Source organism: Peptoniphilus hominis (ex Hitch et al. 2025) (assembly GCF_040096015.1).
Lineage (GTDB): Bacteria > Bacillota > Clostridia > Tissierellales > Peptoniphilaceae > Peptoniphilus_A > Peptoniphilus_A hominis.
Genome location: NZ_JBBMFO010000023.1, coordinates 1 through 23,890, shown reverse-complemented (window position 1 = coordinate 23,890; position 23,890 = coordinate 1). Strand labels below are relative to the sequence as shown.

The following is a 23,890-nucleotide window of genomic DNA, read 5'->3' as shown; positions in this document are numbered from 1 at the left end:
TTCACCCCTATGCATCTATATAATCTGCATAAATTGCATTTTCTGTTATAAAATCTCTTCTTGGCTCAACATCAGTTCCCATTAAAATTGAGAAAGTGTCATCAGCTTCAGATAAATCATCTATATTTACCTTCAAAAGAAGTCTGTTGTCCGGATTCATTGTAGTTTCCCAAAGTTGTTCTGGGTTCATTTCACCAAGACCCTTATATCTCTTAATATTTATCTTTGCGTCCTTGTATTCTTTAAGGGCAAGTCTAAGTTCCTTTTCATTGTGACAGTATCTAAGGATTTTAGTTCCCTTTTCTATTCCATAAAGTGGAGCTTGAGCAACATATACATGTCCTTCTTCTATGAGTGGCTTCATATATCTAAAGAAGAAAGTCAAAAGAAGGGTCATAATATGGGCACCGTCCACATCGGCATCAGTCATGATTATTATCTTGTCATACCTTAGCTTATTTATGTCAAATTCTTCTCCAATACCTGTTCCAAAGGCTGTTATCATAGCACGAATTTCAGATGAATTGAGCATCTTATCTAGTCTTGCCTTTTCAACATTCATAATCTTTCCTCTTAGAGGAAGTATTGCTTGGTAGGCTGAATCCCTGCCGTCAGTAGCAGAACCACCGGCAGAGTTACCTTCTACTAGGAAGATTTCATTTTTTCCTGGATCATCATTTTGACAGTCTTTAAGTTTGCCAGGAAGAGTCATGGACTCAAGGTTATTTTTCTTTCTAGTTAAGTCTCTTGCCTTTCTAGCAGCTTCTCTTGCTCTTCTTGCTGATAGGGCCTTGTCTAAAATTTGTTTTCCAACTTTTGGATTTTCTTCCAAGAAAACTGCTAAATCTTCAGATAAAACTGAATCGACAATTCCCCTAGTTTCTGAATTTCCAAGTTTTGCCTTAGTTTGTCCTTCAAATTGTGGATCAGTAAGTTTTACACTTATTACTGCAGAAATTCCTTCTCTAACATCTTCACCAGAAAGATTTTCTTCCTTTTCCTTAATAATATTATTTTTTCTGCCATAATCATTTAAGGTTCTGGTAAGAGCAGACCTAAAGCCTGAAAGGTGACTTCCACCTTCTTCAGTATTAATATTATTTGCAAAGGAAAGCACAACTTCTGAGTAAGAATCTGTGTATTGAATTGCAATTTCTACTGCTGTTTCTTCTCTAACTTCATCTATATAAATAATTTCATCGTGAATTGGCTTTTTCTTCTTATTTATAAATTCAACAAAGGATTTAATTCCGCCTTCATAGTGGTAAACTTCATTTAAATTATTTCTCTCATCAATGAATTCAATTTTAATGCCCTTATTTAGAAAAGCCATCTCTCTAAATCTTTTAGAGAGAACTTCGTCAGAAAATTCTACAGTTTCAAAGATAGTATCATCTGGCTCAAAATAAATTGTTGTGCCAGTATCGTCTAATTTAGTTTCCCCAATTACTTCAAGTTCACTTTTTCTTATGCCCTTGGAGAATTCTTGCCTGTAGATTTTTCCATCTCTTTTAACAGTTGCAACTAATTTATTGGAAAGAGCATTTACTACAGATACACCTACACCGTGAAGTCCACCAGAAACTTTGTAGGCAGAGTTGTCAAATTTTCCTCCTGCGTGAAGAATTGTAAGTACAGTTTCTACTGTAGATTTGCCAGTTTGTGGATGTATAGCAACTGGAATACCTGAACCATTATCAGAAATTTCTACACTTCCATTTTTATTAATTTTAATAATTATGTGATCGCATATGCCGGCTAGAGCTTCATCTATTGAGTTGTCTACAACTTCATAAACTAGATGGTGCAAGCCCCTTGGTCCAGTAGAACCAATATACATACCTGGTCTTTTTCTAACGGGATCTAATCCCTCTAAGACCTGTATGTCCGATGCGTCATAATGTCTTTTGTCCTTTGCCATTTTATCTCCTATTCTAATACATTACTTTACCTTCACTTATTTTATAAAAATTTGCATCAACTGATTTTAAAAAGTCATCAGTTTCTGTAGTAGTAATAAAGGTCTGTAAATCTTTTAATGAATGTAATAAATACCTACTTCTATTGGAATCAATTTCTGAAAAAACATCATCTAAGAGAAGAAGAGGCTTTATTTTATATAAATCTTTAATTAAATCTGCTTCAGCTAATTTTAAACTAAGTACAATGCTTCTCTGTTCACCTTGGGAGCCGTAACTCTTGGAAGAAAATTTGTTGATCTTAAAATCTAAATCATCTCTGTGAGGACCTATAGTCGTGTATTTTTTTTCTATGTCCTTTGGAAGAGAATCCTTCATTAGTTTTAAATAACTTTCCATAAGTTCTCTTTCATCTACTAAAACTGGAACTGTGGAAAGATAGGTTATATTTAAATCATCGCCAGAAATTAATTTATAATGCTCTCTTGCGATTTCATTTAACCTCTTAATGGTCTTTAGCCTCATGATAATGATTTTTGTGCCATTTTTTACCATTTCTCTGTCATACACATCTAAAAGATTTTTATCCATATTCATCTTAAGGAGTCTATTTCTCTCGAATAAAAGTCTTCTGTACCTATACATATAAAAATCGTAATTTAAATCGATATTTGACAGTAAATCATCTAAAAATTTTCTTCTTTCCTTTGGTGAATATTTTATAATATTGAGATCATCAGGATTAAAGAGGACTACAAACCTTGATTTTCTGTAATCCTTGGTGTTTACTTTTTCATCATTGATAAATAATTTTTTATTTTCAAACTTTGAAATTTCAACACGAAAGTCATCTTTATAATCGCCAGTATTAAATCTACTTATTATGCTAGAAGCATTCTCGTCAATATTTATGAGGTCTTTGTCCTTTGGATTTCTAAAGGAGTTTGCCCTTATAGACATATAAATTGATTCAATTAAATTTGTCTTTCCTGAAGCATTTAAGCCATAAAGCACATTTATATTTTCACCAGGAATAAAATCTAAACTCTTGTAATTTCTGAAATTAAAAAGTCTTAGATATTTGAGTTTCATTTCTCACCAATTACAAATTCATTTCCTGCAAAGGAAATTTTGTCTCCTTTGTATAATTTTTTTCCTCGTCTAGTTTCTACTTCTCCATTTACTTTAACAAGTCCATCTAAAATCATAGTTTTTGCAAAGCCACCTGATTCTGCAAGTCCTGTAAGTTTTAAGAGAGAATCTAATTTTATAAATTCAGTGTCTATCTTTATAGTTTCCATCTTTACCCCGCAAGTCTTACTGGAAGTACAAGATATATATAAGTCTCATCTTCAGCTTCTGTAATTATAAGTGGATTTACAGAATCTGTGAAATTAAGCACAATATCTTCTGATTCTAAAATTTTTACTCCATCTAAAACATATCTTGAATTAAAGGCAATATCTAAATTTTCATCATGTTCAGATGTCCTAACTTTTTCAAAAACATCTCCAATTTCTGAATTACTCTTGATGTTAATATAATTTTCATTTACATTTAATTTTATAAGATTTGCCCTGTCTTCTCTTGCAAGAAGAGAAGCTCTTTCCACTGCAAGTTGAAATTCTCTCTTAGATACAGTAGTAGAAATTTTATTTTCATCTCTTAAAAGTGCACTGTAACTAAAGAATTCTCCGCTTAAAAGAGTGCTATAAAATACAGTCTCATCAAATTTAAAGACTATATTATTTCTTGAAATGTTTAAGGCAACATCTATATCGTCATCAATTATTTTTACAAGTTCATTGAGAGACCTTGATGGAATTATAACTTTATTTTCTATTCCAGTTTCCTTAACGAGTTTTTGAATTGCCATTCTAAAACCATCTAGTGCCACAAAGTTTATAAAATTCTTCTTTATATCCATTAAGACACCAGTAAAGACAATCCTTGATTCATCAGTAGAAACTGCAAAAGTAGTTTTCTTTACAATATTTTTTAAATCCTTAGCAGATATTATTATCTTTATATCATCTTCAACCTTTGGAAGATCTGGATATTCATCTGCTTTTTGAGTAGAAATATTAAAAATAGAATCGCCACATTTTAGGTTCATCGTATAATTTTCTACGCTTATATTTATAATGTCATTTTCAAGTTTTCTGACAATATCCCCAAATAGTCTGGAATTTATTACGATTTCTCCTTCTCTTTCAACTATAGCCTTTAATTTTGTCTCTATACTTATTTCAGTATCAGTTGCTGTAAGTATTAAGGTATTATCCTTAGCTGTAATTTTTATACCTTCAAGAATTTGCATAGTTGTTCTTTGAGAAATTGCCTTTTGAACTATTGAAATATGTTTTGTCAGTTCTTTTCTGTTAACCTTTATTAGCATTTTTTCCTCCTAGAAAATAGTATATTAATTAGTAATAGTAGTAGGGCTTGTGGATTTGTGTATAAGTCCCTCTAATCTATGAGATAAAATAAAATTTAATATTGATAAACTGTTGATAAGTTTTAAACTTATTGAAATTTATCAACAATTAAGATTTTATTTCCTTTATTAAATTTGTTATCTCAATTTTAAATATAGGATCATCATCTAAATCCTCTCTTATTTTATCGTAAGCGTGAATTACAGTTGAGTGATCACGACCACCAAATACATCGCCTATTTTTGGAAGACTCAAGTCAGTGAGTTCTCTAGTAATATACATTGCTATTTGCCTTGGATAAGCAATGGCCTTAGTTCTTTTTCTTGAATTTAAATCATCAATTGTAAGCCCATATTTTTTTGCAACTTCAGATTTTATAAATTCTGCAGTAATTTGTTTCTTTGCCTTAGTTTCGTAAATATCACGAAGAACAATGGCAGCAGAATCCACTGAAATTTCAGAATCTGTAAGTTTAGAATATGCCATTACTCGAGATAGGGCTCCTTCAAGTTCTCTAATATTACTTCTTACATTTTCTGCTATAAAATTCATAACTTCTTGGCTAACTTCAAAACCTTCTGAGTCTGCTTTTTTTCTCAAAATTGCAATTCTAGTTTCTAAATCAGGAGGTCCAATATCAACTACAAGGCCCCAGGCAAACCTTGAAATCAACCTTTCTTCAAGACTTTTAATTTCCTTAGGTGGTTTATCAGAAGTAAGTACAATTTGCTTGTTTTGCTCGTGAAGTTCATTAAAAGTATGGAAAAATTCTTCCTGAGTCCTATCTTTATCGGCAATAAATTGAATATCGTCAATTAAGAGAAGATCAACCTTCCTATACTTATTTCTAAAGTCTTCGTTTTTATTAGTTTGAATTGAATTAATAAGTTCGTTTGTAAACTGCTCACTTGTAACATATAAAATTTTTTTAGTAGGATCTTGTTCTAGTACAAAATGTCCAATTGCGTGCATTAAATGGGTCTTTCCAAGTCCAACACCTCCATATATGAAAAGTGGGTTTGAAAAGGCATTTTGCGGATTTTCATAATTTTCAGAAACTGCAAGTGCTGCTGCATGAGCAAATTCATTGCTTTTGCCAACTACAAAAGTCTCAAAAGTATATTTTGGATTGAGTCTTGAGACATTTAAAAATTTCTTATTTATAAGACCAGCAGGATTTGTGTCACTTGCCTCATCTTCTGAAATAATGCTAATATCAAAATCAATTCCTGTAATTTCCTTTAAGGCATCGCCAACTAAATCGAAATGTCTCTTGTTATTGGCAAGATAATCTCTTATAAAGGGTGATGGAACTGTAATTACAATTTTTTTATTGTCGTAGTCAATTGATTTTGGAAGCATTCTTGAAAACCAAGTGGAATATGTAACTTGAGACATAGATCTTTTTTCAAGTTCTTTTAAGAAAGATTCCCACATAGTGGAAAGTTCTTTGTCCATATTTCCTCCTCATTAACAAATACTCTTTGTTTATAATTTTTTGTTTATAAGTAAATCTACATTTGTTAATAGACCTGTGGATAAAAAATTATAAACAAGCAGTTTTTAGTAAATTTGTTGATAATTTTCTGTAAAAAATTGAAAATTTACTAATTTTAGAAAAATAAAAATAAAATTATCAACACTTTATCAACATAATGTTAATAACTTTATTTATAAACAATTTTGTTCTTATCTACATACACTTCATATTTATCCACATATATTTTAACAAATAATGGTAGACTTATCAACAAGCTTGGATTTTGAAAGCTTTTTTATTCTATTTATTTTTCGTGGCAAATCCTATTATTTTATCGATATTTTATTGATAATGCTTGACAACTTTCCCATTTGTAAATAAAATGATAAGGATAGAAAGAGGTGAGAACTTTGAAGAGAACTTTTCAACCAAAAAACAAACAAAGAAAAAGAGAACATGGTTTTCGTTCAAGAATGAGAACTAGATCAGGAAGAGCCGTTATCAAGGCAAGAAGAAGAAAGGGCAGAAAGAGACTTTCAGCTTAGGTTTTATAATGAAGGATTGTTATTTAAAAAAGAATAGTGAATTTCAGAGGGTTTATTCTAATAAGAAAATTTCTGGATCAAGATATATCACTCTTTTTACTGTAGAAAATAATAGAGATTATCCAAGGTTCGGCATAACTGTCACTAAAAAAGTTGGAAATGCAGTAAATAGAAATTTTGTTAGAAGAAGATTAAAACACCTTTTAAGGGAGAATTCTCATAAAATAAAATCAGGTTATGATTATGTATTCGTTGCAAAAAAGGATGCCAGTGAATCTGATTTTAAAGACTTTAAGAATTCTTTTTTTTCTGTTTTGAAAAGACAAAAGAAGATGATTAAATGAGTAAAATATGTATGTTATTAATAAGATTTTATCAAAAATTTATTTCCACATATCTTTTACCAGGAAGGCACTGTAGATTTACACCCACTTGTTCACAATACAGTTATGAAGCCTACGAGAAATATGGTTTTTTTAAAGGATCTTATCTAACTATTAGAAGGATTTTAAAATGCCATCCCTTTCATAAAGGCGGTTACGATCCTCTCATTTAATATTGGAGGAATTTATTAATGCATTTAATTAGTTCTATACTTGGCAGATTTGTAAAGCTCATCTATGATGGACTTGCTGCAATGATACCAAATGAACCAGCTCAAGTTTCATATTTTGCACTTTCAATTATTATTGCCACTATTATTATTAAGCTTTTAATTTTGCCACTTAACATTTCTCAAATGAAAAATCAAAAGAAAATGGCAAAAATTCAACCTGAGCTTAAGAGAATTCAAAAAAAGTACAAAAATGATCCGCAAACTTTAGCTGCTAAACAACAAAAGCTTTATAAGGAAAATAATACAAATGTTGCTGCAGGATGTCTTCCTATGATTATAACAATGGTTGTATTAATTGCTTTTTATAGAGTTTTTATAAACCCACAAACCTTTGCTTTTACAGACCCAGGTTTTTATGAAGCCATGAACAAGAATTTCTTCTATATAGAAAATATTGATCATGCAGATACAACTTTAATTATGCCAGTAATAGCTGCTGTTTCAACATTTTTAGTAAGTTTTATTACTACTAAAAACCCTGCTACTCAAGGCGCAGGTGCTGATCAGGCTAAGTCTATGATGACAACTATGATGGTTGTAATGCCAATTTTAATTTTTTCAATGGCGAGAAAATATGCAGCTGGTCTTGTTATTTATTGGACTGTTTCTAATATATTTTCAATAGTCCAACAGCTTATTACTAATAAGATTGTAGAAGAAGAGATTGAAGAAGTTGAGGTTAATGATAAGTAATGAATTATGTAATTAAAACGGGAAAATCCGTAGATGAAGCAGTAAGAGAGGCTCTAAAAGAATTAAATATTTCTAGAGAAAAGGCTGAAATTGAAATACTAGATGAAGGTCAAAAGGGATTTTTGGGACTTATTGGTTCTAAGGATGCCACTGTAAAAGTATGGCCAAGAGAAGACGAAACTAAAAATATTTTAAATGAAATATTTAATGAAGAAATTGAAACAGAGAAGAGCCAGGAAGTAGTTCACGATGATGTTGAACTTGAAATCGAAAACAATGAAGTTTCCACTGAAGAAGCTCAAGAAGTTATTGATGAAGAAGAAGGCACAAAGAGCATTGAAGAAGAAAACCAAGAAATTTTAGATGCTGCCAGAGAATTTATTTCAAAAATTCTTGATACTTTTGAACTTGAAAACAGCGTGGAAATGGAACTTAAGGATAATGTTCTAACTATTAATGTCAATGGAGATGAAAATAGACTAGGAATTTTAATTGGAAAAAGAGGTGTAACTCTTGATTCAATTCAATATATTTTAAATTTGATAGTCAATAAAAAATCTTCAAGATATATTAGAGTCAACTTAGATTCTAGTGGTTATAGAGAAAAGAGAAAAGAAACTCTTATAAATCTTGCAAAGAAAATGGCCAATAAGGTAACTAAGACTGGTAGGTCAGTTAAACTTGAGCCTATGAATTCTTATGAAAGAAAAATTATCCATACAGCCTTGCAAGATTATGAAGGAGTGCTTACACACTCTGAAGGTAAAGATCCTTTTAGAAAAGTTGTAATTCAAAAGGAAAGAAAATATTAAAAAGAAAATATTTATGAGGGCTTTATTTTAAAAGCCTTCTTTTTTATTTCCTTTAATTGTAGTAATATAGTTTAAAAGGACTGATTTTATGGGAAATTTAAATGATACTATTGCTGCAATTTCTACTGCAATTGGCGAAGCTGGTATTGCCATTGTAAGAATGAGCGGCGACGATTCAATAAATATAATAGATAAGATTTTTGTGTCTGCAAGTAAAGTTAAGATGGCAGAGGCTGAAAACAGAAAGTTTTTATACGGTCATATATGTGACGGTGACAAAAAAATTGATGAGGTTTTAGTAGTTAAGATGAAGGGACCTCACTCATACACTGCAGAAGATATTGTAGAAATCCATTGTCATGGTGGCGTTGTCTCTGTGAAGAGAATTTTAAATTTAATTCTCTCAAAAGGCGCAAGGCTTGCTGAAAAAGGCGAGTTTACTAAGAGAGGATTTTTAAATGGTAGGATTGATTTAACTCAAGCCGAAGCTGTAATAGACCTTATTAAAGCCAAGACAGACATTTCCTTTGACCTTGGTTTAAATCAACTTGGTGGTGCCTTAAGTGAAGTTTTAAATAAATTAAAGGATGAACTTGTTTCTATGCAGGCGCTAATTGTGGCAAACATCGATTTTCCTGACGAAGATATAGAAGATGCTGCCTACAACGACCTTCTCGACAGAAGTAATAAGATTTTGGAAAAGATGGATAAACTTCTTGAAAATTCTAAAAACTCAAGACTATTAAGAGACGGCATAAACACAGTAATTCTTGGCAAGCCAAATGTTGGCAAGTCTTCTCTTTTAAATGGTCTATTAAAGTACGACAGGGCAATTGTAACAGACATTGCAGGAACAACAAGAGATGTAATTGAAGATTATATCAATTTAGATGGAGTTCTCTTAAAAATTTCTGACACTGCCGGCATTAGAGAGACTGAGGATGAAGTTGAAAAAATCGGCGTAAATATTGCAAGAGAGAAGTTAAAGGATGCAGACCTTGTAATTGCAATTTTTGATTTATCCAGAGACTTCGACCAAGATGACAAGGAAATTTTAAAATTAATTGAAAATAAAAAACATATTATTATTTTAAACAAGGACGACTTAGAACAAAAGATTTCTGATGATGAAATAAAAAAATATTTTAAAGATGATTATTTGAGACTTTCAGTTATGGAAAATGAATCAGTAATGAAAGTCGAAAAACTTATTATAGATTTGTTTTTTGATGGAGAGCTTCAAATTTCCTCCGATACGGTGCTTTCTAATTTGAGACATATAAATGCATTAAGGGAAGCAAAAAAAGAGCTTTTAGAGGTAAATGAGAGTTTAAATAAAAGGGTGTTTTTAGATTTAATTGAGGTTGACCTTGAAAATGTAATTGCTCACATTTCTGAAATAACAGGAACAATTACTACAGAAGATATTTTGGACAGAGTATTTTCTGATTTTTGTATAGGAAAGTAGGTAAAGATGTCAGATATTAAATATTTTGAAGCTGGAGATTTTGACACAGTAGTAATTGGAGCAGGTCACGCAGGCAGTGAAGCTGCTCTTGCTTCTGCAAGACTTGGTGCAAAAACTCTTTTACTATGTATAAACTTGGATTCAATTGCACAAATGAGCTGTAACCCCAACATTGGCGGCACAGGCAAGGGACACCTAGTGCGTGAAATTGACGCCCTTGGTGGAGAAATGGCGAAAAATATAGACAAGACTTTTATCCAATCAAGGATGCTTAATACTTCAAAGGGTCCAGCAGTTCACTCACTTAGAGTTCAGGCCGACAAGAGAAAGTATCACGAAGAGATGAAGAGAGTTTTGGAAAATGAAGATAATCTCTATCTTGTGCAAGATGAAGCCATTAGAATTTTAAAAGAGGGCAACAAAGTTACTGGGGTATTGACTAAAAATGGAGCAAAATACAAGACTAAATGCGTTGTAATTTGCTCTGGAACTTATTTAAGGTCCAGGGTGTTTATGGGAGAAGTGAATTATTCTTCTGGACCAAGTGGCTTTGGACCAGCAAATTATCTTTCAGAAAGCCTTGAAAAAGATTTTGGAATGAAGCTTAGAAGGCTAAAAACTGGTACTCCTGCAAGAGTTTTAAGAAAATCAATAGATTATTCAGTCATGACAGAGCAACATGGAGACGAAAAAATTGTTCCTTTTTCTTTCTTAAACATAGACAAAGAATATGACATTAACCAAGAGCTTTGTTATTTAACTTACACTACAAAAAAATGTCACGACATTATAAGAGAAAACATTGGAAGATCAGCCTTGGCACTTGGCGACATTGAGGGAAAGGGTCCAAGATACTGCCCATCAATTGAAGATAAGGTAACAAGATTTGCAGATAGAGATGCCCATCAAGTTTTCATTGAACCTGAAGGACTTACAACTGATGAAATGTATATCCAAGGAGTTTCCTCTTCCCTACCAGTAGAAATCCAACAAGAATTTTATAAAGAAATAATTGGAATGGAAAACTGCAAAATTTTAAGACCTGCCTATGCCATTGAATATGATGCAATTGATGCAACTCTTTTAAAGAGAAGCTTGGAGCACATGGACTACGAGGGACTATTTTTTGCAGGACAAATTAACGGTTCTAGCGGTTATGAAGAAGCTGGATGCCAAGGAATCGTTGCAGGAATAAATGCAGCTTTAAAAGTTAAGGGAAAAGAGCCCTTTGTTCTAGATAGATCAGAGGCTTACATTGGAGTTTTAATAGACGACTTAGTTACAAAAGGAAGCCTTGAACCCTATAGAATGATGACTTCAAGAGCAGAATATAGACTTACACTAAGGCAGGACAATGCCGACTTGAGACTTACTCAAAAAGGAAGAGACATTGGACTTGTAGATGATGAGAGGTATGAGGCTTATCTTTACAGAAAAAATGCAATTGAAGAAGAAATTGCTAGAATTAAAAAAATTCAAATCAACCCAACTGCAGAAAATAACAGAATTCTTGAAAGCCTTGGTTCAACTGAAACTCAAAACTCCTTCTCACTTTATGAGCTCATAAAAAGACCTGAACTAGACTACAAAAAGCTAGAAGTTTTTGACAAGGACAGACCTTTTGTTCGCGATGATGTAATAAGAAATATTGAAATAGAAATAAAATACGAAGGCTACATCAAAAAGCAAGAAATACAAATTAAACAATTTAAAAAGCTTGAAAATAAAAAGCTTTCAAAGGATATTGACTATAAAAATATGGACGGACTTAGAATAGAAGCGAGAGAAAAACTTTCAGACATAAGACCAGAATCAATTGGTCAAGCTTCAAGAATAACGGGAGTTTCGCCAGCAGATATAAATGTACTTTTGATACACCTTGAACAAATGAGGAGAAAAAATGTTAATTGATTACATGGAAGATTTCGGTCTGGACACGAAAAATATTGATAAATTTGAAAAATATAAAGAATTAATTCTCGAATACAATAAGCACACCAATCTCACAAGAATTACTGAAGACGATGATTTTAATGTAAAGCATTTTTTGGACTCACTTAGTCTTTTTAAGACTGGTTTATTTGATGGAGAGAAAAAAATCATAGACATTGGAACTGGCGCAGGCTTTCCGGGACTACCCTTAAAGCTATACAATGAAGATCTGGACATAACACTACTTGATTCTCTCAGAAAGAGGATTGACTTCTTGAATGGAGTGATAGAAGAGCTTGGTCTTACAAAGATAAAGGCAATTCATGCAAGGGCAGAAGAAATTGCAAGGACAGAAGATTATAGAGAACAATATGACCTTGCAGTATCAAGAGCTGTCGCAAACTTATCAACTCTTACAGAATATGCCATGGGCTTTGTAAAAGTTGGTGGATATTTTATTTCTCAAAAGGGTCCGGAGTATGAAGAAGAATTAAAAAACGCAAAAAGAGCCATAGAAGTAATGGGCGGAGAAGTTCAAAATGTTCTTCACACTCCCCTACCTAATGACATTGACCACTATATAATTGTCATAAAAAAGGTTAAACACACAGATAAAAAGTATCCAAGAGGCGGAGGAAAGCCAAGGAAGTCGCCACTATAATAAATAATATAAAGAGATTAAAAAAGAAATGCTCTACATAGAGCATGAAGTCAAAAATAAAAAATGCTCCACGTAGAGCCTAAATAAAAAATAAAAATGCTCCACGTAGAGCGAAGCTTCAAAATAAATTTTTGGAGCTTATTTTTTTGCTTAATCTTTCAAAAAAATTTCAAACATGGTATTATTAATAATATAGAAATGAGGTAAAAAATGTCTGTTGTAATTACAGTTTTTAATCAAAAAGGCGGAGTTGGCAAAAGCACCACCGTCATAAATTTAAGCTCAGCACTGGCTTTGAGAGGCAAAAAGACTCTTATAGTCGACATGGATCCTCAGGGTAATGCAACATCAGGGCTGGGTCTATACGAGTTTCAAAATATGATTTACGACTTTGTCATTGACGAAGAGATTGATTCAATTTATAAAACTTCCTTTAATAAACTTGACATCATCCCATCTAGTGGAGAATTTGCTGGTGTGGAAATTGAACTTGCAAGATACGATGATTGGCAATACAAGTTGAAGAAGATGATAGATAAAGTAAAAGAAGACTATGATTTTGTAATCATTGACTCCCCTCCTTCACTGGGAATCTTATCTATGATGTCTTTAGTGGCAAGCGACAAAATACTCATTCCTGTGCAATGCGAGTACTATGCCCTTGAAGGAGTCTCACAACTCATGGATACAATCACTCTTGTAAGAGATAATTTTAATCCAAATTTGAGGATCTTGGGTGTTGTAATGTGCATGCACGATGGAAGGACTAACCTTGCCAATCAAGTTGTGGAAGAAGTGGAAAAATTCTTTAAGGACAAAGTTTTTAAAACTTTTATACCAAGAAATGTTAGGCTGGCAGAGGCACCAAGTTTTGGAATGAACATATTTGATTATGACAGCAAATCCAAGGGAGCAAAGGCTTATACAGATCTTGCCAAGGAAGTAATAGGTGAAATAGATGGCTAAAAAAACAGGACTAGGAAGAGGAATTGGGAATTTCTTAACATCTAGCGAAAAAATAAGAGAAGTTATAGAAGAAGAGACTTCAAAACTAATGGAGGTTGACCTAGCTGACATTGTTCCAAATGAAGATCAGCCAAGAAAAAATTTTGACAAAGATGAGTTAAAAGATCTATCAAAATCCATTGAAAAATATGGAGTAATTCAACCCCTACTTCTCAAGAAAAAGGATGAAAAGTACGAAATTATAGCTGGAGAAAGACGATATAGAGCTGCAATAGAGGCAGGACTCACAAGCGTTCCTGCTATTGTAAAAGATGTTTCTGACGAAATTTCAAGCAGAATTGCAATTATAGAAAACATTCAAAGAAAAGATTTAAACCCAGTAGAAGAAGCCATGAGCTACAAACACCTTTTGGATTCACAAGATTTGACACAAAAGGAACTTGCAGATGAAATTGGCAAGAGTAGACAATATATTGGAAATACCATTAGACTTTTAAAGCTTGACCCAAGAGTTTTAAAACTACTGGAAGAAGAAAAAATCAGCACATCTCATGGAAAAAATTTGCTATCTATTAAAGATGGCGACAAACAGTACAAGGAAGCTATGAAAATTATTAAGCACTCCCTTCCTGTTAACGACAATAGTGGAAACACAAGGGCAGATAAGAGAGAGGTTGCGGATATTTTCATAGAAGACCTAAGAACTGAAATTGAGAGAACACTTGGAACTAAGGTAAGCATCAAAAAAAGAGGAAAAATCGGAAAGATTGAGATCGAATATTATGGTGATGAAGACTTATCAAGGATTGCAGATTATATTTTACAGAGGGCTTTGTGACATATGAAGAGATTTTATACAACATATTTAGTATCAGCCTTTTCAGATAGGGCCTTTATGGGAAATTCAACAGGAGTTGTAATTGACGATGGAAGACTCACTGATCTCGACATGGAAAATATTGCCAAAGACATAAATCAATCGGTAATTGTCTTTGTAAGAGAACTGGATAGAGACCGTTATTTGACAAGGTTTTTTACTCCTGATGGAGAAATTAACTTGTGTGGACACGCCACAGTTGCAACTTTTTATGCTCTAGCAGAAAATGAATATATTAAAAGTGAAGATGAAGGCATAAAGAAAATTATTCAACACACAAAAATTGGAAAGATTCCAGTTGAGCTTGAATATAAGGATGGAAAAATTCAAAATGTCTACATGAATTTAGATGTTCTCTTAGAAGAAAAATTTGAGGACCAAGATAGAATTCTAAAGATTCTAAATTTAAAGAAGGACGATATTGGACTTGAAATCTGCGAAAACTTGACTATGGAAAAAATTTCAACAGGAACTTGCGACATTCTAGTGCCTGTGAAAGATGAAAGAGCCCTATCTTCAATCGTCCTCGATAAGAAAGAGGCACTAGAAATTTCAGAGGAAGAAAATATAATTTCTATTCACGCCTTTACAACGAAGGATGGAAAAGAAATTAAACAGAGAACTTTTTCTCCAATAATTGGTGAAGACGAAGAGTTTGGAAGTGGCACATCAACTGCTGCAACCATGTATTATTTGAGCTCAAATAAAATCACTGAAGAAAAGAGTTTAACAGCGATACAGGGCGATTACATTGGCAGAATTTCCGAGGTCTACACAAGTATAGCTGATAGAGAGAATAGAGTTCGCGTCGGGGGAAGAGCTTACGTATTTATGAATGGAGTTTTATATATATAATGGCGAGAAAAGGAAGAAAATCAAATAAATCAAAAATTGTTCTCTTCATATTTTTTGTGGTGATTATGTTTTTTGGGGTGAGCCTAGTTTCATCGCGAAATAAAATAGTTGATATCAATCCAAAAGATGTAGATTATATCGAAATAATCGGATTTAAGACAGATAATATGAAGACAATAAAGGAAGATAAAACTGTAAATAAAATAGTAAAAGATTTAAATAGTTTGAGAGGAAAACAAGCAAACAAGGACACCAATGCTGAGATTGCAAACTATATAAATGTCTACTTTACAAGCGGCAACAAGATCTCATTTGTGAAGACTGGACTTACTATTAGAGTAAACAATATTTATTACAATATCAGTTCAAAAGATTCAAAGATGATTGATAATATTATAGAAAAATATGGAAGATAAAAAAAGCTGGCTTTTACAAGTCAGCTTTTCTCATATAAAATGGAGCTGATAGGCGGATTTGAACCGCCGACCTATTGATTACGAATCAATTGCTCTACCAACTGAGCCATATCAGCAAAGATTAAAATAATTATAGCACTTATTGGAAAAAAGTTAAATTGCAAAAAAATCTATCATTAATGATATAATAAGGATGGTGATTAAATGAAATACATAATGGCATTTGATGCAGGTACAACATCTGCAAGAACTATAATTTTTGATAAAAAAGGAAATCCAGTATCAGTTGCTCAAAAGGAATTAATTAAACACTTTCCAAAGCCTGGCTATGTTGAAGAAGAAGCAGAAGACCTTTGGTCAAAGCAAATTGGTACTGCAGTGGAAGCTATGTCTCGTAAGGGAATAGACCCAAAGGATATTGCTGCAATAGGCATAACAAACCAAAGAGAGACGACAATTGTTTGGAACAAAAAGACTATGGAACCAGTCTATAACGCCATAGTTTGGCAATGTAAAAGGACTTCAAAATATTGCGAAGAGTTAAAAGAAAAGGGTCTTGAAGAAAAAATAAAAGAAAAGACAGGCCTAGTAATAGACCCCTATTTTTCTGCCACAAAAATCAGATGGATTCTTGAAAATGTAGAAGGCGCGAGAGAAATGGCAGATAGAGGAGAACTATTGTTCGGAACTGTAGAGACCTATCTCATCTATAAACTCACAGACGGCGAAGTTCACATAACTGACTACACAAATGCGTCAAGAACCATGTTGTTTAACATAAAAGAAAAGAAGTGGGACGACGAACTTTTAGAAATTTTTGATATACCTAAGTCCATGCTGCCAGAAATAAAAAATTCAAGCGAAGTCTATGGCAAGAGCAAGTCAAAATATTTGGGATGCGAGATACCAATTGCAGCGGCAATAGGCGACCAACAGTCATCACTTTTTGGCACAGCCTCCTTTGAAAAGGGAATGGCAAAATCCACTTTTGGAACGGGTGCCTTTATACTCATGAATACTGGCGACCAGCTCATAAGGTCACAAAATGGGCTTGTATCTACTATTGCTTGGTCCATAAATGGTGAGGTTAAATATGCTCTTGAAGGCTCAATTTTTGAAGCAGGGTCTTGCATTAATTTCTTGAGGGATAACCTTAGAATACTTGACCAAGCTGATGACTCAGAATATATGGCGAGCAAGGTAAAAGACACTAACGACTGTTATTTTATACCAGCCTTTACTGGACTAGGTGCACCCTATTGGGACCAATACGCCAGGGGATCTATAGTAGGACTTACAGGTTCAGTCAATAAATATCACATAATAAGGGCAGCCTTGGAGTCAATAGCATATTTAAGCTGCGATGTAGTGGAAGCCATGCAAGAAGATTCAAATACAAAAATTAAATCTCTGAAAGTGGATGGTGGAGTCAGCAAAAATAATTTCTTGATGCAATTCTTATCAGACATTCTTGGAGTTGAAGTCACAAGACCAAAGGTAGTGGAACTTACAGCACTTGGAGCTTGTTATATGGCAGGACTTGCAGTTGGCTTCTGGAAAAATATTGACGAAATAAAAGAAAACAATGAAGTAGAAAAGTATTTTGAGCCAATAATGGAAGATGAAGAGAGAGATAAAAAGATGAAGAGATGGCACGAAGCCGTAAAATATTCCATGAATTGGGCAAAATAAATAGAAAAGAAGAAGGAGACCAAAGCAAAATAGACTAGGTCTCCTTTAAATTTAATTTATTTTAAATTATCGATTATGTTATCACGAGATAGCTCTCTCATGCCACTTTTTTGTGCTAAGAGTAAACCAATTATTGTTACAATAAAAATAAATAACAAAGGCAGATAATTTATATTAATTAAAATTTCTCTAATAGCAAAATTTACTTCATAAGGACTTCTTTTTGCTCTTGCAAAAACTGATAAGGCAAATACAAATGCATAAATAGCAAGAATTCTTGTAATTAAAAATTTTAGCTCATTATTTATCATTTTTCTAATTTGCGAATTAGTCATACCTGCAGTGGAAAGAAGATTAAATTCTTTTTTTCTCGCTCGCAAATTTCCATGAAAAGAATTATAGGCGTTGGATAGGGCAATAATTAAGAATATTATTTGAATTCCAAAACTTAATAGATTTTCATTTCGGCTTTGCTCAGAGTCTATAGCTTTTCTTGTGATGTCAGAAAAGATTGAATAATCTGATTTTTGAAAATACGATGTGATTATTTTTATTGCATCTTCAGAAACATCTTTTAAATTTTCCTTTGCTTTTATTTTTACAATAAATTTATTTGCAGGATTAGCTGGATCGTTTCCATATTTTTTTATAAACTCATCAAAAGAATTTTCATTTGTGATAATATAAATTCCAAGTCCTAGATGTTCTTCTAAATTGTAAGGGAATTTTTTTATATTAGATAAATTATTGATATTAATAATTTTTCCACCATCATAATATCTCAGATTTATAGTATTATTTTTTGAGTCAGTTAAAGGAATATATTTTCTAAATTTATAGGGAGTAAAATTATTTTTTGGTGTTTTGTTTAACAAAAGAAAGTTACTTTCTTCTGTCAAATTATTTTCTTTTTTAATTTTGTTAAAATCCTCCTTTGAAAGAGCAAGTATTCTAACAAAGTAATCTTCTGACTGACTTTTATTTTCTAAATCATTTTTAAATTTATTTGATAAGAAATTTTTGTTATCAGATTTATAGAACTTAAAATCTTTTTCTTCAAAAATGTGAATTTCATCTACAAAATTTATATTTTTCAGATCATCAACCATATTTTTATTTAATCTTGAATCAGAAAAAAGATAAGCTTCAAAATTATAAGGGTCATCAAATTTATTATATTTTGCGTTCATGTTTCTATAAGAAACAGATACTAAAAGAACATTCATGGCAATAGCAGATAACAAAATGGCAATGGAAATCACTTTATAAGTATTTTTGTAAGTTTTAAAATAATCCTTTGCGAGAGTTTTTTCTATGCTGCCTTTAATTTTTGATTTGCCTTGTTTTTTCTTTTTGGGATCTAATCCATTTAAACCTTCAACTATATTTATTTTTGAACTTTTTCTAGCAGGTACAATGGCAGAAATATATACCATTAGGAGTGAGAAAAATAAAATTATAAAGATTGATTTAATATCTGGAGTATAGAATTTAAAACCATGCATTTCTAAATTATCACTTAAAATTTTAGACATATTTTTATAACTTATGCGGTTGTTAATATACATGAGATATGTCAAAAAAATAGCATTTAAGTAAGACAAAAGAGTTCCAATTAAAATGGGCAAAAATGAAATATTAAAAGCCTTTAGCTTCACAAGTTTTTTGGTTTGTTTTTCCGTCATGCCTGAAGATTTTAAGAGAGCAAGCTCTTTTATATCTCTATTATTGTAAACATTAAAGGAGCCATAAATCATAACTGCAAAGAGAAGAATTAGGATAAAGAATAGTCCAAAAGATTCAATAAATGAATTTACAACTCTTTTTGGTGGGATAATTCCCTTTGGAAATATCATCTTTGACTCCAAAAGAGATGCGTTGTAAAAAAGTTGACCCTTGTCTAGGGCTTTCTTTTCATTAATATTTAACTCTTTTAGAATTTTTCTGGTATTGGTGTAAGTATCTCTTGGATTTTTGTACCAGATATAGGCAAAATAGCTTTCACCCTTTTTAAAATCGAGACCCTTACTATCATCAAAATAAGAAAAAGCAACTGGATCTTCAAAAGAAAAGGAAAAATCTTCATAAACGCCAACAATTTTATAATTTTTCTCATTAATTTTAATGTTTGAAGCAATTTTATAATTTCTGTTTTTATTTAGGAATTGTTTTGTAACAACTATTTCTCTTGAATTTTTTGGATTTCTTCCATCAATTAAGTGAGTGTCTATATTTTCAAGAAAATATTTTGATTTCTCATAGATAATAAGACCTATATCAGTTGAAATTATTTTATCATAATGGACTTTTTCAATATCCTTATTTTTTTCTAATAGATCGTAGCTTTGTTTGTCGATTTCTGAAAGAGAAACTTCATAATCTCCAACTGTGTTTTTTAAGTATTTAATTTTTGATTGTCGCAAATCGCTTAAAATAAAGACAATGGTTCCAAGTAAAATTACTGCAAGCAATATAGAAACTCTTGTGGCAAAAGTATCTTTTTTATTGTTTTTGATGGATAAATTTGCAAGGTCACTTATTATTTTCATTGCAAGCCTTCTTCCAACAAAGACAATCTTCCGTCTACCATTTTATAAACCTTGTTACAGGCATTTGCAACTTTCTCATCATGAGTTATTATCATGATAGTGGAATTAAGCCTTTGATTCACTAGCTTAAAAAGGGAAATTATATCCTCAGAATTTTTTCTATCTAAATTTCCTGTAGGCTCGTCAGCTAAAACTATGGCAGGTCTTGTTATAAGGCTTCTTGCTATGGCAACTCTTTGCTGTTCGCCGCCAGATAGTTCTCTTGGAAATCTATTTAACTTATCCTTTATCCCGAGAATCGAAAGGATTTCATCAAAATATTCTTGGTCAACTTTTTTGTCGTCTAAAAGTATTGGCAACAAAATATTTTTTTTAACATTAATATTTGGAATTAAGTTAAAAAACTGATAAATAACTCCAATATTTCGCCTTCTGAAAATTGTAAGATCTTCCTTATTAAGTTTTGTAATATTTTTATCTTCAATAAAAATATCTCCACTACTTGGCTTGTCAACACCAGCAAGAAGGTGGAGGAAAGTTGATTTTCCAGAGCCACTGTCTCCGATTATAGCAACTAAATCACCTTTAGAAAGATTAAAATTTACATCAACTAGCGCTTCTACTTTGACTTCAGCATCGTAAACTTTTGTCAAATTATTTGTCTGTAAAATAAACATATTTGCCTCCTTTTCCTCATATTAACAAAATAAAGTGACTAGTCAGTGACACATATTAATGAAGAATTATATAGTTATTTATAAAATCTCATCTCGAAAGTATTATAATTTTTTTCGCGATTATAAATTAAGTCGCCATTTTCTTTATTTAATATAGTTTTTGCCATTGGAAGTCCAATGCCATAGCCTTGACTGTTTGGGTCAGATTTATAAAATCTCTGCATAGCTTTTTTTAAAGCATCCTTACTCATACCTGATGAGAAATCTTTGACAAGGATGCTTTTAAATACATTGCTTTCTCTAAGTATAATTTCGATATTATTCTCTGGACTTGCTTCAATTGCATTTTTGCAGATATTTAAAATTGCCTCATGAGTCCATTTTTTATCGCAATTTAAAATAAAATCATCACCAAAAATTTTAACTTCATAATTTTTTAGACCAAAGTAAGAATCTAAATCCTCTTTTACACTTTTTATCAATTCCAAGACATTTACATACTCTAAATTAAACTTTGTTATATCAGAATCAAGGGAAGCCAGTTTTAAAAGAATGTCTGTCAAATTTTCAAGCCGATTTATATTATTTCTAATTAACAAAATATATTCATCTATATTTTCTTTGTCTTCTTCAATTAAATCCAACATCAACAGAATACCTGTTAAGGGAGTTTTTATTTGATGGGCAAGATCTTCTGAGTAATCTCTTAAAACCTTTTGCTTCTCTTTTGAATTTTCAATTATATTTTTATTTTCTAAAATAATTTTTGTAATTTCATCTTTAAGTTTTCCAAATTCACAATCATTTTTTTTATAAACTTCCTTGCCTGGATTTAAAGAGTGAATTAAATTTATAATTTCGTCAATTTGATCATTTATTTTCTTATTCTTAATCCTTTCAAATAATAAAAGAAAGACAAAAATGAAGATATTCAAAAATATAAAATAAAAAAGAGTAATCATGTCAAATCGTGGACTTATGCAAACGATAAGCATTGATAAAATAATATTAAAAGCAATTAAAAATAAATATTTTTTATAATTTTTCATTTTTTTACGCTCTCTTCAATATCTAGTTCCGACCACTTATAGCCAAATCCTCTTATAGTTTTAAGGTATTTTTCATAATCAGGACCCAATTTTTTTCTAAGTCTTTTAATTGTTACAGAAAGAGTATTATCATTTATTTCATAAAAATCATTTTGCCAAATGTTATCTAAAATAAAATCTCTTGGCAAATTTTCATTTTTGTGTGCGATAAAAAGTTTTAAAAGGGCATATTCTTTTATATTTAAATCCAAATTTTTGCCGCTTAATTCTGCAGACTTAATATCATCATTTAAAGTCAGGTCTTTAAAAATAATTTCTGTTTTATGCCCAGTCCTTTTCAAAACATTTTCAATTCGAGCTTTCAAAACAGAAAGAGAAAAAGGTTTTGATATGTATTCATCTGCACCTTCTGAAAATCCTTTTAGAATATATTTTTCATCATTTTTAACGGTTAGCATTATAATAGGAATTTTTGAAAAACTTCTCACATAGTTCAAGTAATCAAATCCATTTCCGTCAGGTAGATTTACATCTAAAATAATTAAATCAAATTCATTTAAAGAAAGACCTTCAGTGGCAGAAATAGTTTTAAAAATTTTTACGGAATATTTAAATTTTTCAAGATATTTTTTTATAGCAAAAGATATTGTATTGTCATCTTCTAGCAAGAGTATTTTTAACATATTATCTCCTTTATTCTTATCTTTAATTTTATTATATATTATTAATTTAAAAATCCAAAAATATTATGGTAACTTATTTTTGTTTGCAACAATAAGCTAACTATTTTATATATTGTAAAAAAATTTAAAAAATGAGTTTGAAAAATACTATTAGGATAAGGTTATCATTTTTTGTTATAATATATTTGTTAAAAATAAATTATGAGGGGATTTTATGGATTATAATAAATTTTTGAGAGAGAAAATGGTGCCTGCCTTCGGCTGTACCGAGCCCATAGCTTTAGCTTTTGGCGCCAGCCGTGCGAGATTTATTTTGGGAGAGGATCCTGAAAAAATTAAGGCTAAGTTATCGGGCAATATTATTAAAAATGTAAATAGCGTCAAGGTGCCAGGCACTGATGGAAGAAAGGGAATAGAAATTTCTCTTGCTGCTGGAGCTTTTCTTGGCGATTATACTAAGAAGCTTGAAGTTTTATCTGACGCTGATAAATCTAAGCTTAATACCCTAGATGATTTAATAGAAAAGGGTCTCGTTGACATAGAACTTGTTCACGAAATTAAGGGACTGTACATAGATATAATTATGGAGAAGGCTGACAAAAAGTCTCGGGTAATTATAAAGGATTATCACACAAATATTATTTACGAGAGTCTAAATGATGAAGTCCTCTTGGAAAAGAAGGACCAAGAAGAAGTTGAAGAAAATAAAGTTGACTTGTCCTTTGATAAAATTTATGATTTTGCAAAAAATGGAAAGTATGACAGCATAATCGATGTCTTGGATAAAGAAATAGACTACAATTATGCCATAGCCAAAGAGGGAATTGAAAACCCATGGGGCGCAAATATTGGCAAAATGGTCTTGGAAGATGCAGAAAATAATTACAAGGATAAATTAGTTGCCTATGCTGCCGCAGGTTCTGACGCTCGTATGTCAGGCTGTGAAAAACCTGTTGTCATAAATTCAGGTTCTGGCAACCAAGGCATAACAGTTTCTGTTCCAATAATTATCTACGCCAAGGATCATGACATTGACAAGGACAAGTTATATAGGTCTCTAATTTTTGCAAATTTAATTGGCCTTTACATAAAAGAAGGCATAGGCGAACTATCTGCCTACTGCGGAGTGGTATCTGCAGCGGCGGCTTCTGTATGCGGTATAGCCTTTATGAAGGATGAAGATAGGGATCTAATAAAAGAAATTTTAACAAATGCCCTTGCCACAAATTCAGGAATTATTTGCGACGGTGCCAAGGAGTCCTGTGCCATAAAAATTGCATCCAGCCTAAAGATGTCCCTTCTTGCCTACAGGCAAGCCAAGGAAGGCAACTCCTTTAAACCAGGAGATGGCATAGTAAAGGGCGATGTTGACGAGATGATAAAAACTGTTGGTCACATAGCCATGGAGGGTATGAAAGAAACAGACGAAGTAATTTTAAGAGAAATGATTGGAAAATAAAATAGCAAATAATAAAGACGAGGTTTTGAAGTGAACCCGTAAACACGGAACAAATTTAATATTATATTAAGCGGAATGTAACCTATAATTTATAGGGGACATT

The 23,890-nt window shown here is 31.7% G+C and carries 23 protein-coding genes and 1 tRNA gene; 14 read left to right on the top strand and 10 right to left on the bottom strand.

What is annotated here, in order from left to right:
* Positions 1 to 7 precede the first annotated feature (7 nt).
* From gyrB to dnaA, 5 genes are all read right to left on the bottom strand, one after another.
* Positions 8 to 1,921, bottom strand: coding sequence for a DNA topoisomerase (ATP-hydrolyzing) subunit B (gene gyrB, locus WMO19_RS07315; RefSeq protein WP_349171073.1), 1,914 nt, complete (start codon positions 1,919 to 1,921; stop codon positions 8 to 10).
* Between the two features lie 13 nt (positions 1,922 to 1,934).
* Positions 1,935 to 3,011, bottom strand: coding sequence for a DNA replication/repair protein RecF (gene recF, locus WMO19_RS07310; RefSeq protein ID WP_070610980.1), 1,077 nt, complete (start codon positions 3,009 to 3,011; stop codon positions 1,935 to 1,937).
* Positions 3,008 to 3,220, bottom strand: a complete 213-nt coding sequence (yaaA, locus tag WMO19_RS07305) for a S4 domain-containing protein YaaA (RefSeq protein WP_019125338.1) — start codon at positions 3,218 to 3,220, stop codon at positions 3,008 to 3,010. The genes recF and yaaA overlap by 4 nt, the downstream gene beginning before the upstream one ends.
* 2 nt (positions 3,221 to 3,222) lie before the next feature.
* Complete coding sequence (gene dnaN, locus WMO19_RS07300) at positions 3,223 to 4,317, bottom strand: DNA polymerase III subunit beta (RefSeq protein WP_019125337.1); 1,095 nt, start codon at positions 4,315 to 4,317, stop codon at positions 3,223 to 3,225.
* Between the two features lie 148 nt (positions 4,318 to 4,465).
* A complete protein-coding gene (gene dnaA / locus WMO19_RS07295) occupies positions 4,466 to 5,815 on the bottom strand; it encodes a chromosomal replication initiator protein DnaA (protein ID WP_019125336.1) in 1,350 nt (449 codons plus the stop codon).
* A gap of 432 nt (positions 5,816 to 6,247) precedes the next feature.
* Between dnaA and rpmH the strand changes: the two genes are divergently transcribed.
* The 12 genes from rpmH to WMO19_RS07235 all read left to right on the top strand — a co-directional run bounded on the left by rpmH (position 6,248) and on the right by WMO19_RS07235 (position 15,678).
* Positions 6,248 to 6,382 carry a 50S ribosomal protein L34 gene (gene rpmH / locus WMO19_RS07290; RefSeq protein WP_019108208.1) on the top strand — a complete coding sequence of 45 codons (135 nt, stop codon included), beginning with the start codon at positions 6,248 to 6,250 and terminating at the stop codon, positions 6,380 to 6,382.
* A gap of 8 nt (positions 6,383 to 6,390) precedes the next feature.
* Positions 6,391 to 6,726 (top strand): ribonuclease P protein component, encoded by a 336-nt coding sequence (gene rnpA, locus WMO19_RS07285; protein WP_083303715.1) that lies wholly within the window; start codon positions 6,391 to 6,393, stop codon positions 6,724 to 6,726.
* A complete protein-coding gene (gene yidD / locus WMO19_RS07280; RefSeq protein ID WP_081578741.1) occupies positions 6,723 to 6,938 on the top strand; it encodes a membrane protein insertion efficiency factor YidD in 216 nt (71 codons plus the stop codon). The genes rnpA and yidD overlap by 4 nt, the downstream gene beginning before the upstream one ends.
* A gap of 18 nt (positions 6,939 to 6,956) precedes the next feature.
* The gene (locus tag WMO19_RS07275) at positions 6,957 to 7,691 is read left to right on the top strand and encodes a YidC/Oxa1 family membrane protein insertase (RefSeq protein WP_019125334.1); all 735 of its coding nucleotides are present in this window, start codon (positions 6,957 to 6,959) and stop codon (positions 7,689 to 7,691) included.
* Complete coding sequence (jag, locus tag WMO19_RS07270; RefSeq protein WP_349171071.1) at positions 7,691 to 8,503, top strand: RNA-binding cell elongation regulator Jag/EloR; 813 nt, start codon at positions 7,691 to 7,693, stop codon at positions 8,501 to 8,503. The genes WMO19_RS07275 and jag overlap by 1 nt, the downstream gene beginning before the upstream one ends.
* Positions 8,504 to 8,591: 88 nt before the next feature.
* Entirely contained in the window at positions 8,592 to 9,971 is a 1,380-nt protein-coding gene (mnmE, locus tag WMO19_RS07265; RefSeq protein ID WP_349171069.1) for a tRNA uridine-5-carboxymethylaminomethyl(34) synthesis GTPase MnmE, read from the top strand.
* Between the two features lie 6 nt (positions 9,972 to 9,977).
* Positions 9,978 to 11,882: a tRNA uridine-5-carboxymethylaminomethyl(34) synthesis enzyme MnmG gene (mnmG, locus tag WMO19_RS07260; protein WP_349171068.1), complete on the top strand. Its 1,905-nt coding sequence runs from the start codon at positions 9,978 to 9,980 to the stop codon at positions 11,880 to 11,882.
* The gene (gene rsmG, locus WMO19_RS07255) at positions 11,872 to 12,564 is read left to right on the top strand and encodes a 16S rRNA (guanine(527)-N(7))-methyltransferase RsmG (RefSeq protein ID WP_349171066.1); all 693 of its coding nucleotides are present in this window, start codon (positions 11,872 to 11,874) and stop codon (positions 12,562 to 12,564) included. Before mnmG ends, rsmG begins: the two co-directional genes overlap by 11 nt.
* A gap of 210 nt (positions 12,565 to 12,774) precedes the next feature.
* Positions 12,775 to 13,530 (top strand): ParA family protein, encoded by a 756-nt coding sequence (locus WMO19_RS07250; RefSeq protein ID WP_349171064.1) that lies wholly within the window; start codon positions 12,775 to 12,777, stop codon positions 13,528 to 13,530.
* Entirely contained in the window at positions 13,523 to 14,368 is an 846-nt protein-coding gene (locus WMO19_RS07245; protein WP_349171063.1) for a ParB/RepB/Spo0J family partition protein, read from the top strand. The genes WMO19_RS07250 and WMO19_RS07245 overlap by 8 nt, the downstream gene beginning before the upstream one ends.
* 3 nt (positions 14,369 to 14,371) lie before the next feature.
* Positions 14,372 to 15,262 (top strand): PhzF family phenazine biosynthesis protein, encoded by an 891-nt coding sequence (locus WMO19_RS07240; RefSeq protein ID WP_349171061.1) that lies wholly within the window; start codon positions 14,372 to 14,374, stop codon positions 15,260 to 15,262.
* A complete protein-coding gene (locus WMO19_RS07235; protein WP_316719041.1) occupies positions 15,262 to 15,678 on the top strand; it encodes a hypothetical protein in 417 nt (138 codons plus the stop codon). The genes WMO19_RS07240 and WMO19_RS07235 overlap by 1 nt, the downstream gene beginning before the upstream one ends.
* 40 nt (positions 15,679 to 15,718) lie before the next feature.
* On the opposite strand, the gene WMO19_RS07230 is transcribed toward WMO19_RS07235, so the two are convergent.
* A tRNA-Thr gene (locus tag WMO19_RS07230) sits at positions 15,719 to 15,794 on the bottom strand.
* A gap of 88 nt (positions 15,795 to 15,882) precedes the next feature.
* On the opposite strand from WMO19_RS07230, the gene glpK reads away from it, so the two are divergent.
* Positions 15,883 to 17,370 carry a glycerol kinase GlpK gene (gene glpK, locus WMO19_RS07225; protein WP_349171060.1) on the top strand — a complete coding sequence of 496 codons (1,488 nt, stop codon included), beginning with the start codon at positions 15,883 to 15,885 and terminating at the stop codon, positions 17,368 to 17,370.
* A 56-nt stretch (positions 17,371 to 17,426) separates the two neighbouring features.
* Here the strand turns inward: glpK and WMO19_RS07220 are convergent, their stop codons facing one another.
* From WMO19_RS07220 to WMO19_RS07205, 4 genes are all read right to left on the bottom strand, one after another.
* Entirely contained in the window at positions 17,427 to 19,919 is a 2,493-nt protein-coding gene (locus WMO19_RS07220; RefSeq protein WP_349171059.1) for an ABC transporter permease, read from the bottom strand.
* Positions 19,916 to 20,596, bottom strand: coding sequence for an ABC transporter ATP-binding protein (locus WMO19_RS07215; protein ID WP_070611619.1), 681 nt, complete (start codon positions 20,594 to 20,596; stop codon positions 19,916 to 19,918). Before WMO19_RS07215 ends, WMO19_RS07220 begins: the two co-directional genes overlap by 4 nt.
* 74 nt (positions 20,597 to 20,670) lie before the next feature.
* On the bottom strand, positions 20,671 to 21,645 hold the full coding sequence (locus WMO19_RS07210) for a sensor histidine kinase (protein WP_349171057.1): 975 nt from the start codon (positions 21,643 to 21,645) through the stop codon (positions 20,671 to 20,673).
* The gene (locus WMO19_RS07205) at positions 21,642 to 22,328 is read right to left on the bottom strand and encodes a response regulator transcription factor (protein ID WP_349171055.1); all 687 of its coding nucleotides are present in this window, start codon (positions 22,326 to 22,328) and stop codon (positions 21,642 to 21,644) included. Before WMO19_RS07205 ends, WMO19_RS07210 begins: the two co-directional genes overlap by 4 nt.
* A 214-nt stretch (positions 22,329 to 22,542) precedes the next feature.
* On the opposite strand from WMO19_RS07205, the gene WMO19_RS07200 reads away from it, so the two are divergent.
* Entirely contained in the window at positions 22,543 to 23,787 is a 1,245-nt protein-coding gene (locus WMO19_RS07200; protein WP_349171053.1) for a serine dehydratase subunit alpha family protein, read from the top strand.
* Positions 23,788 to 23,890 lie beyond the last annotated feature (103 nt).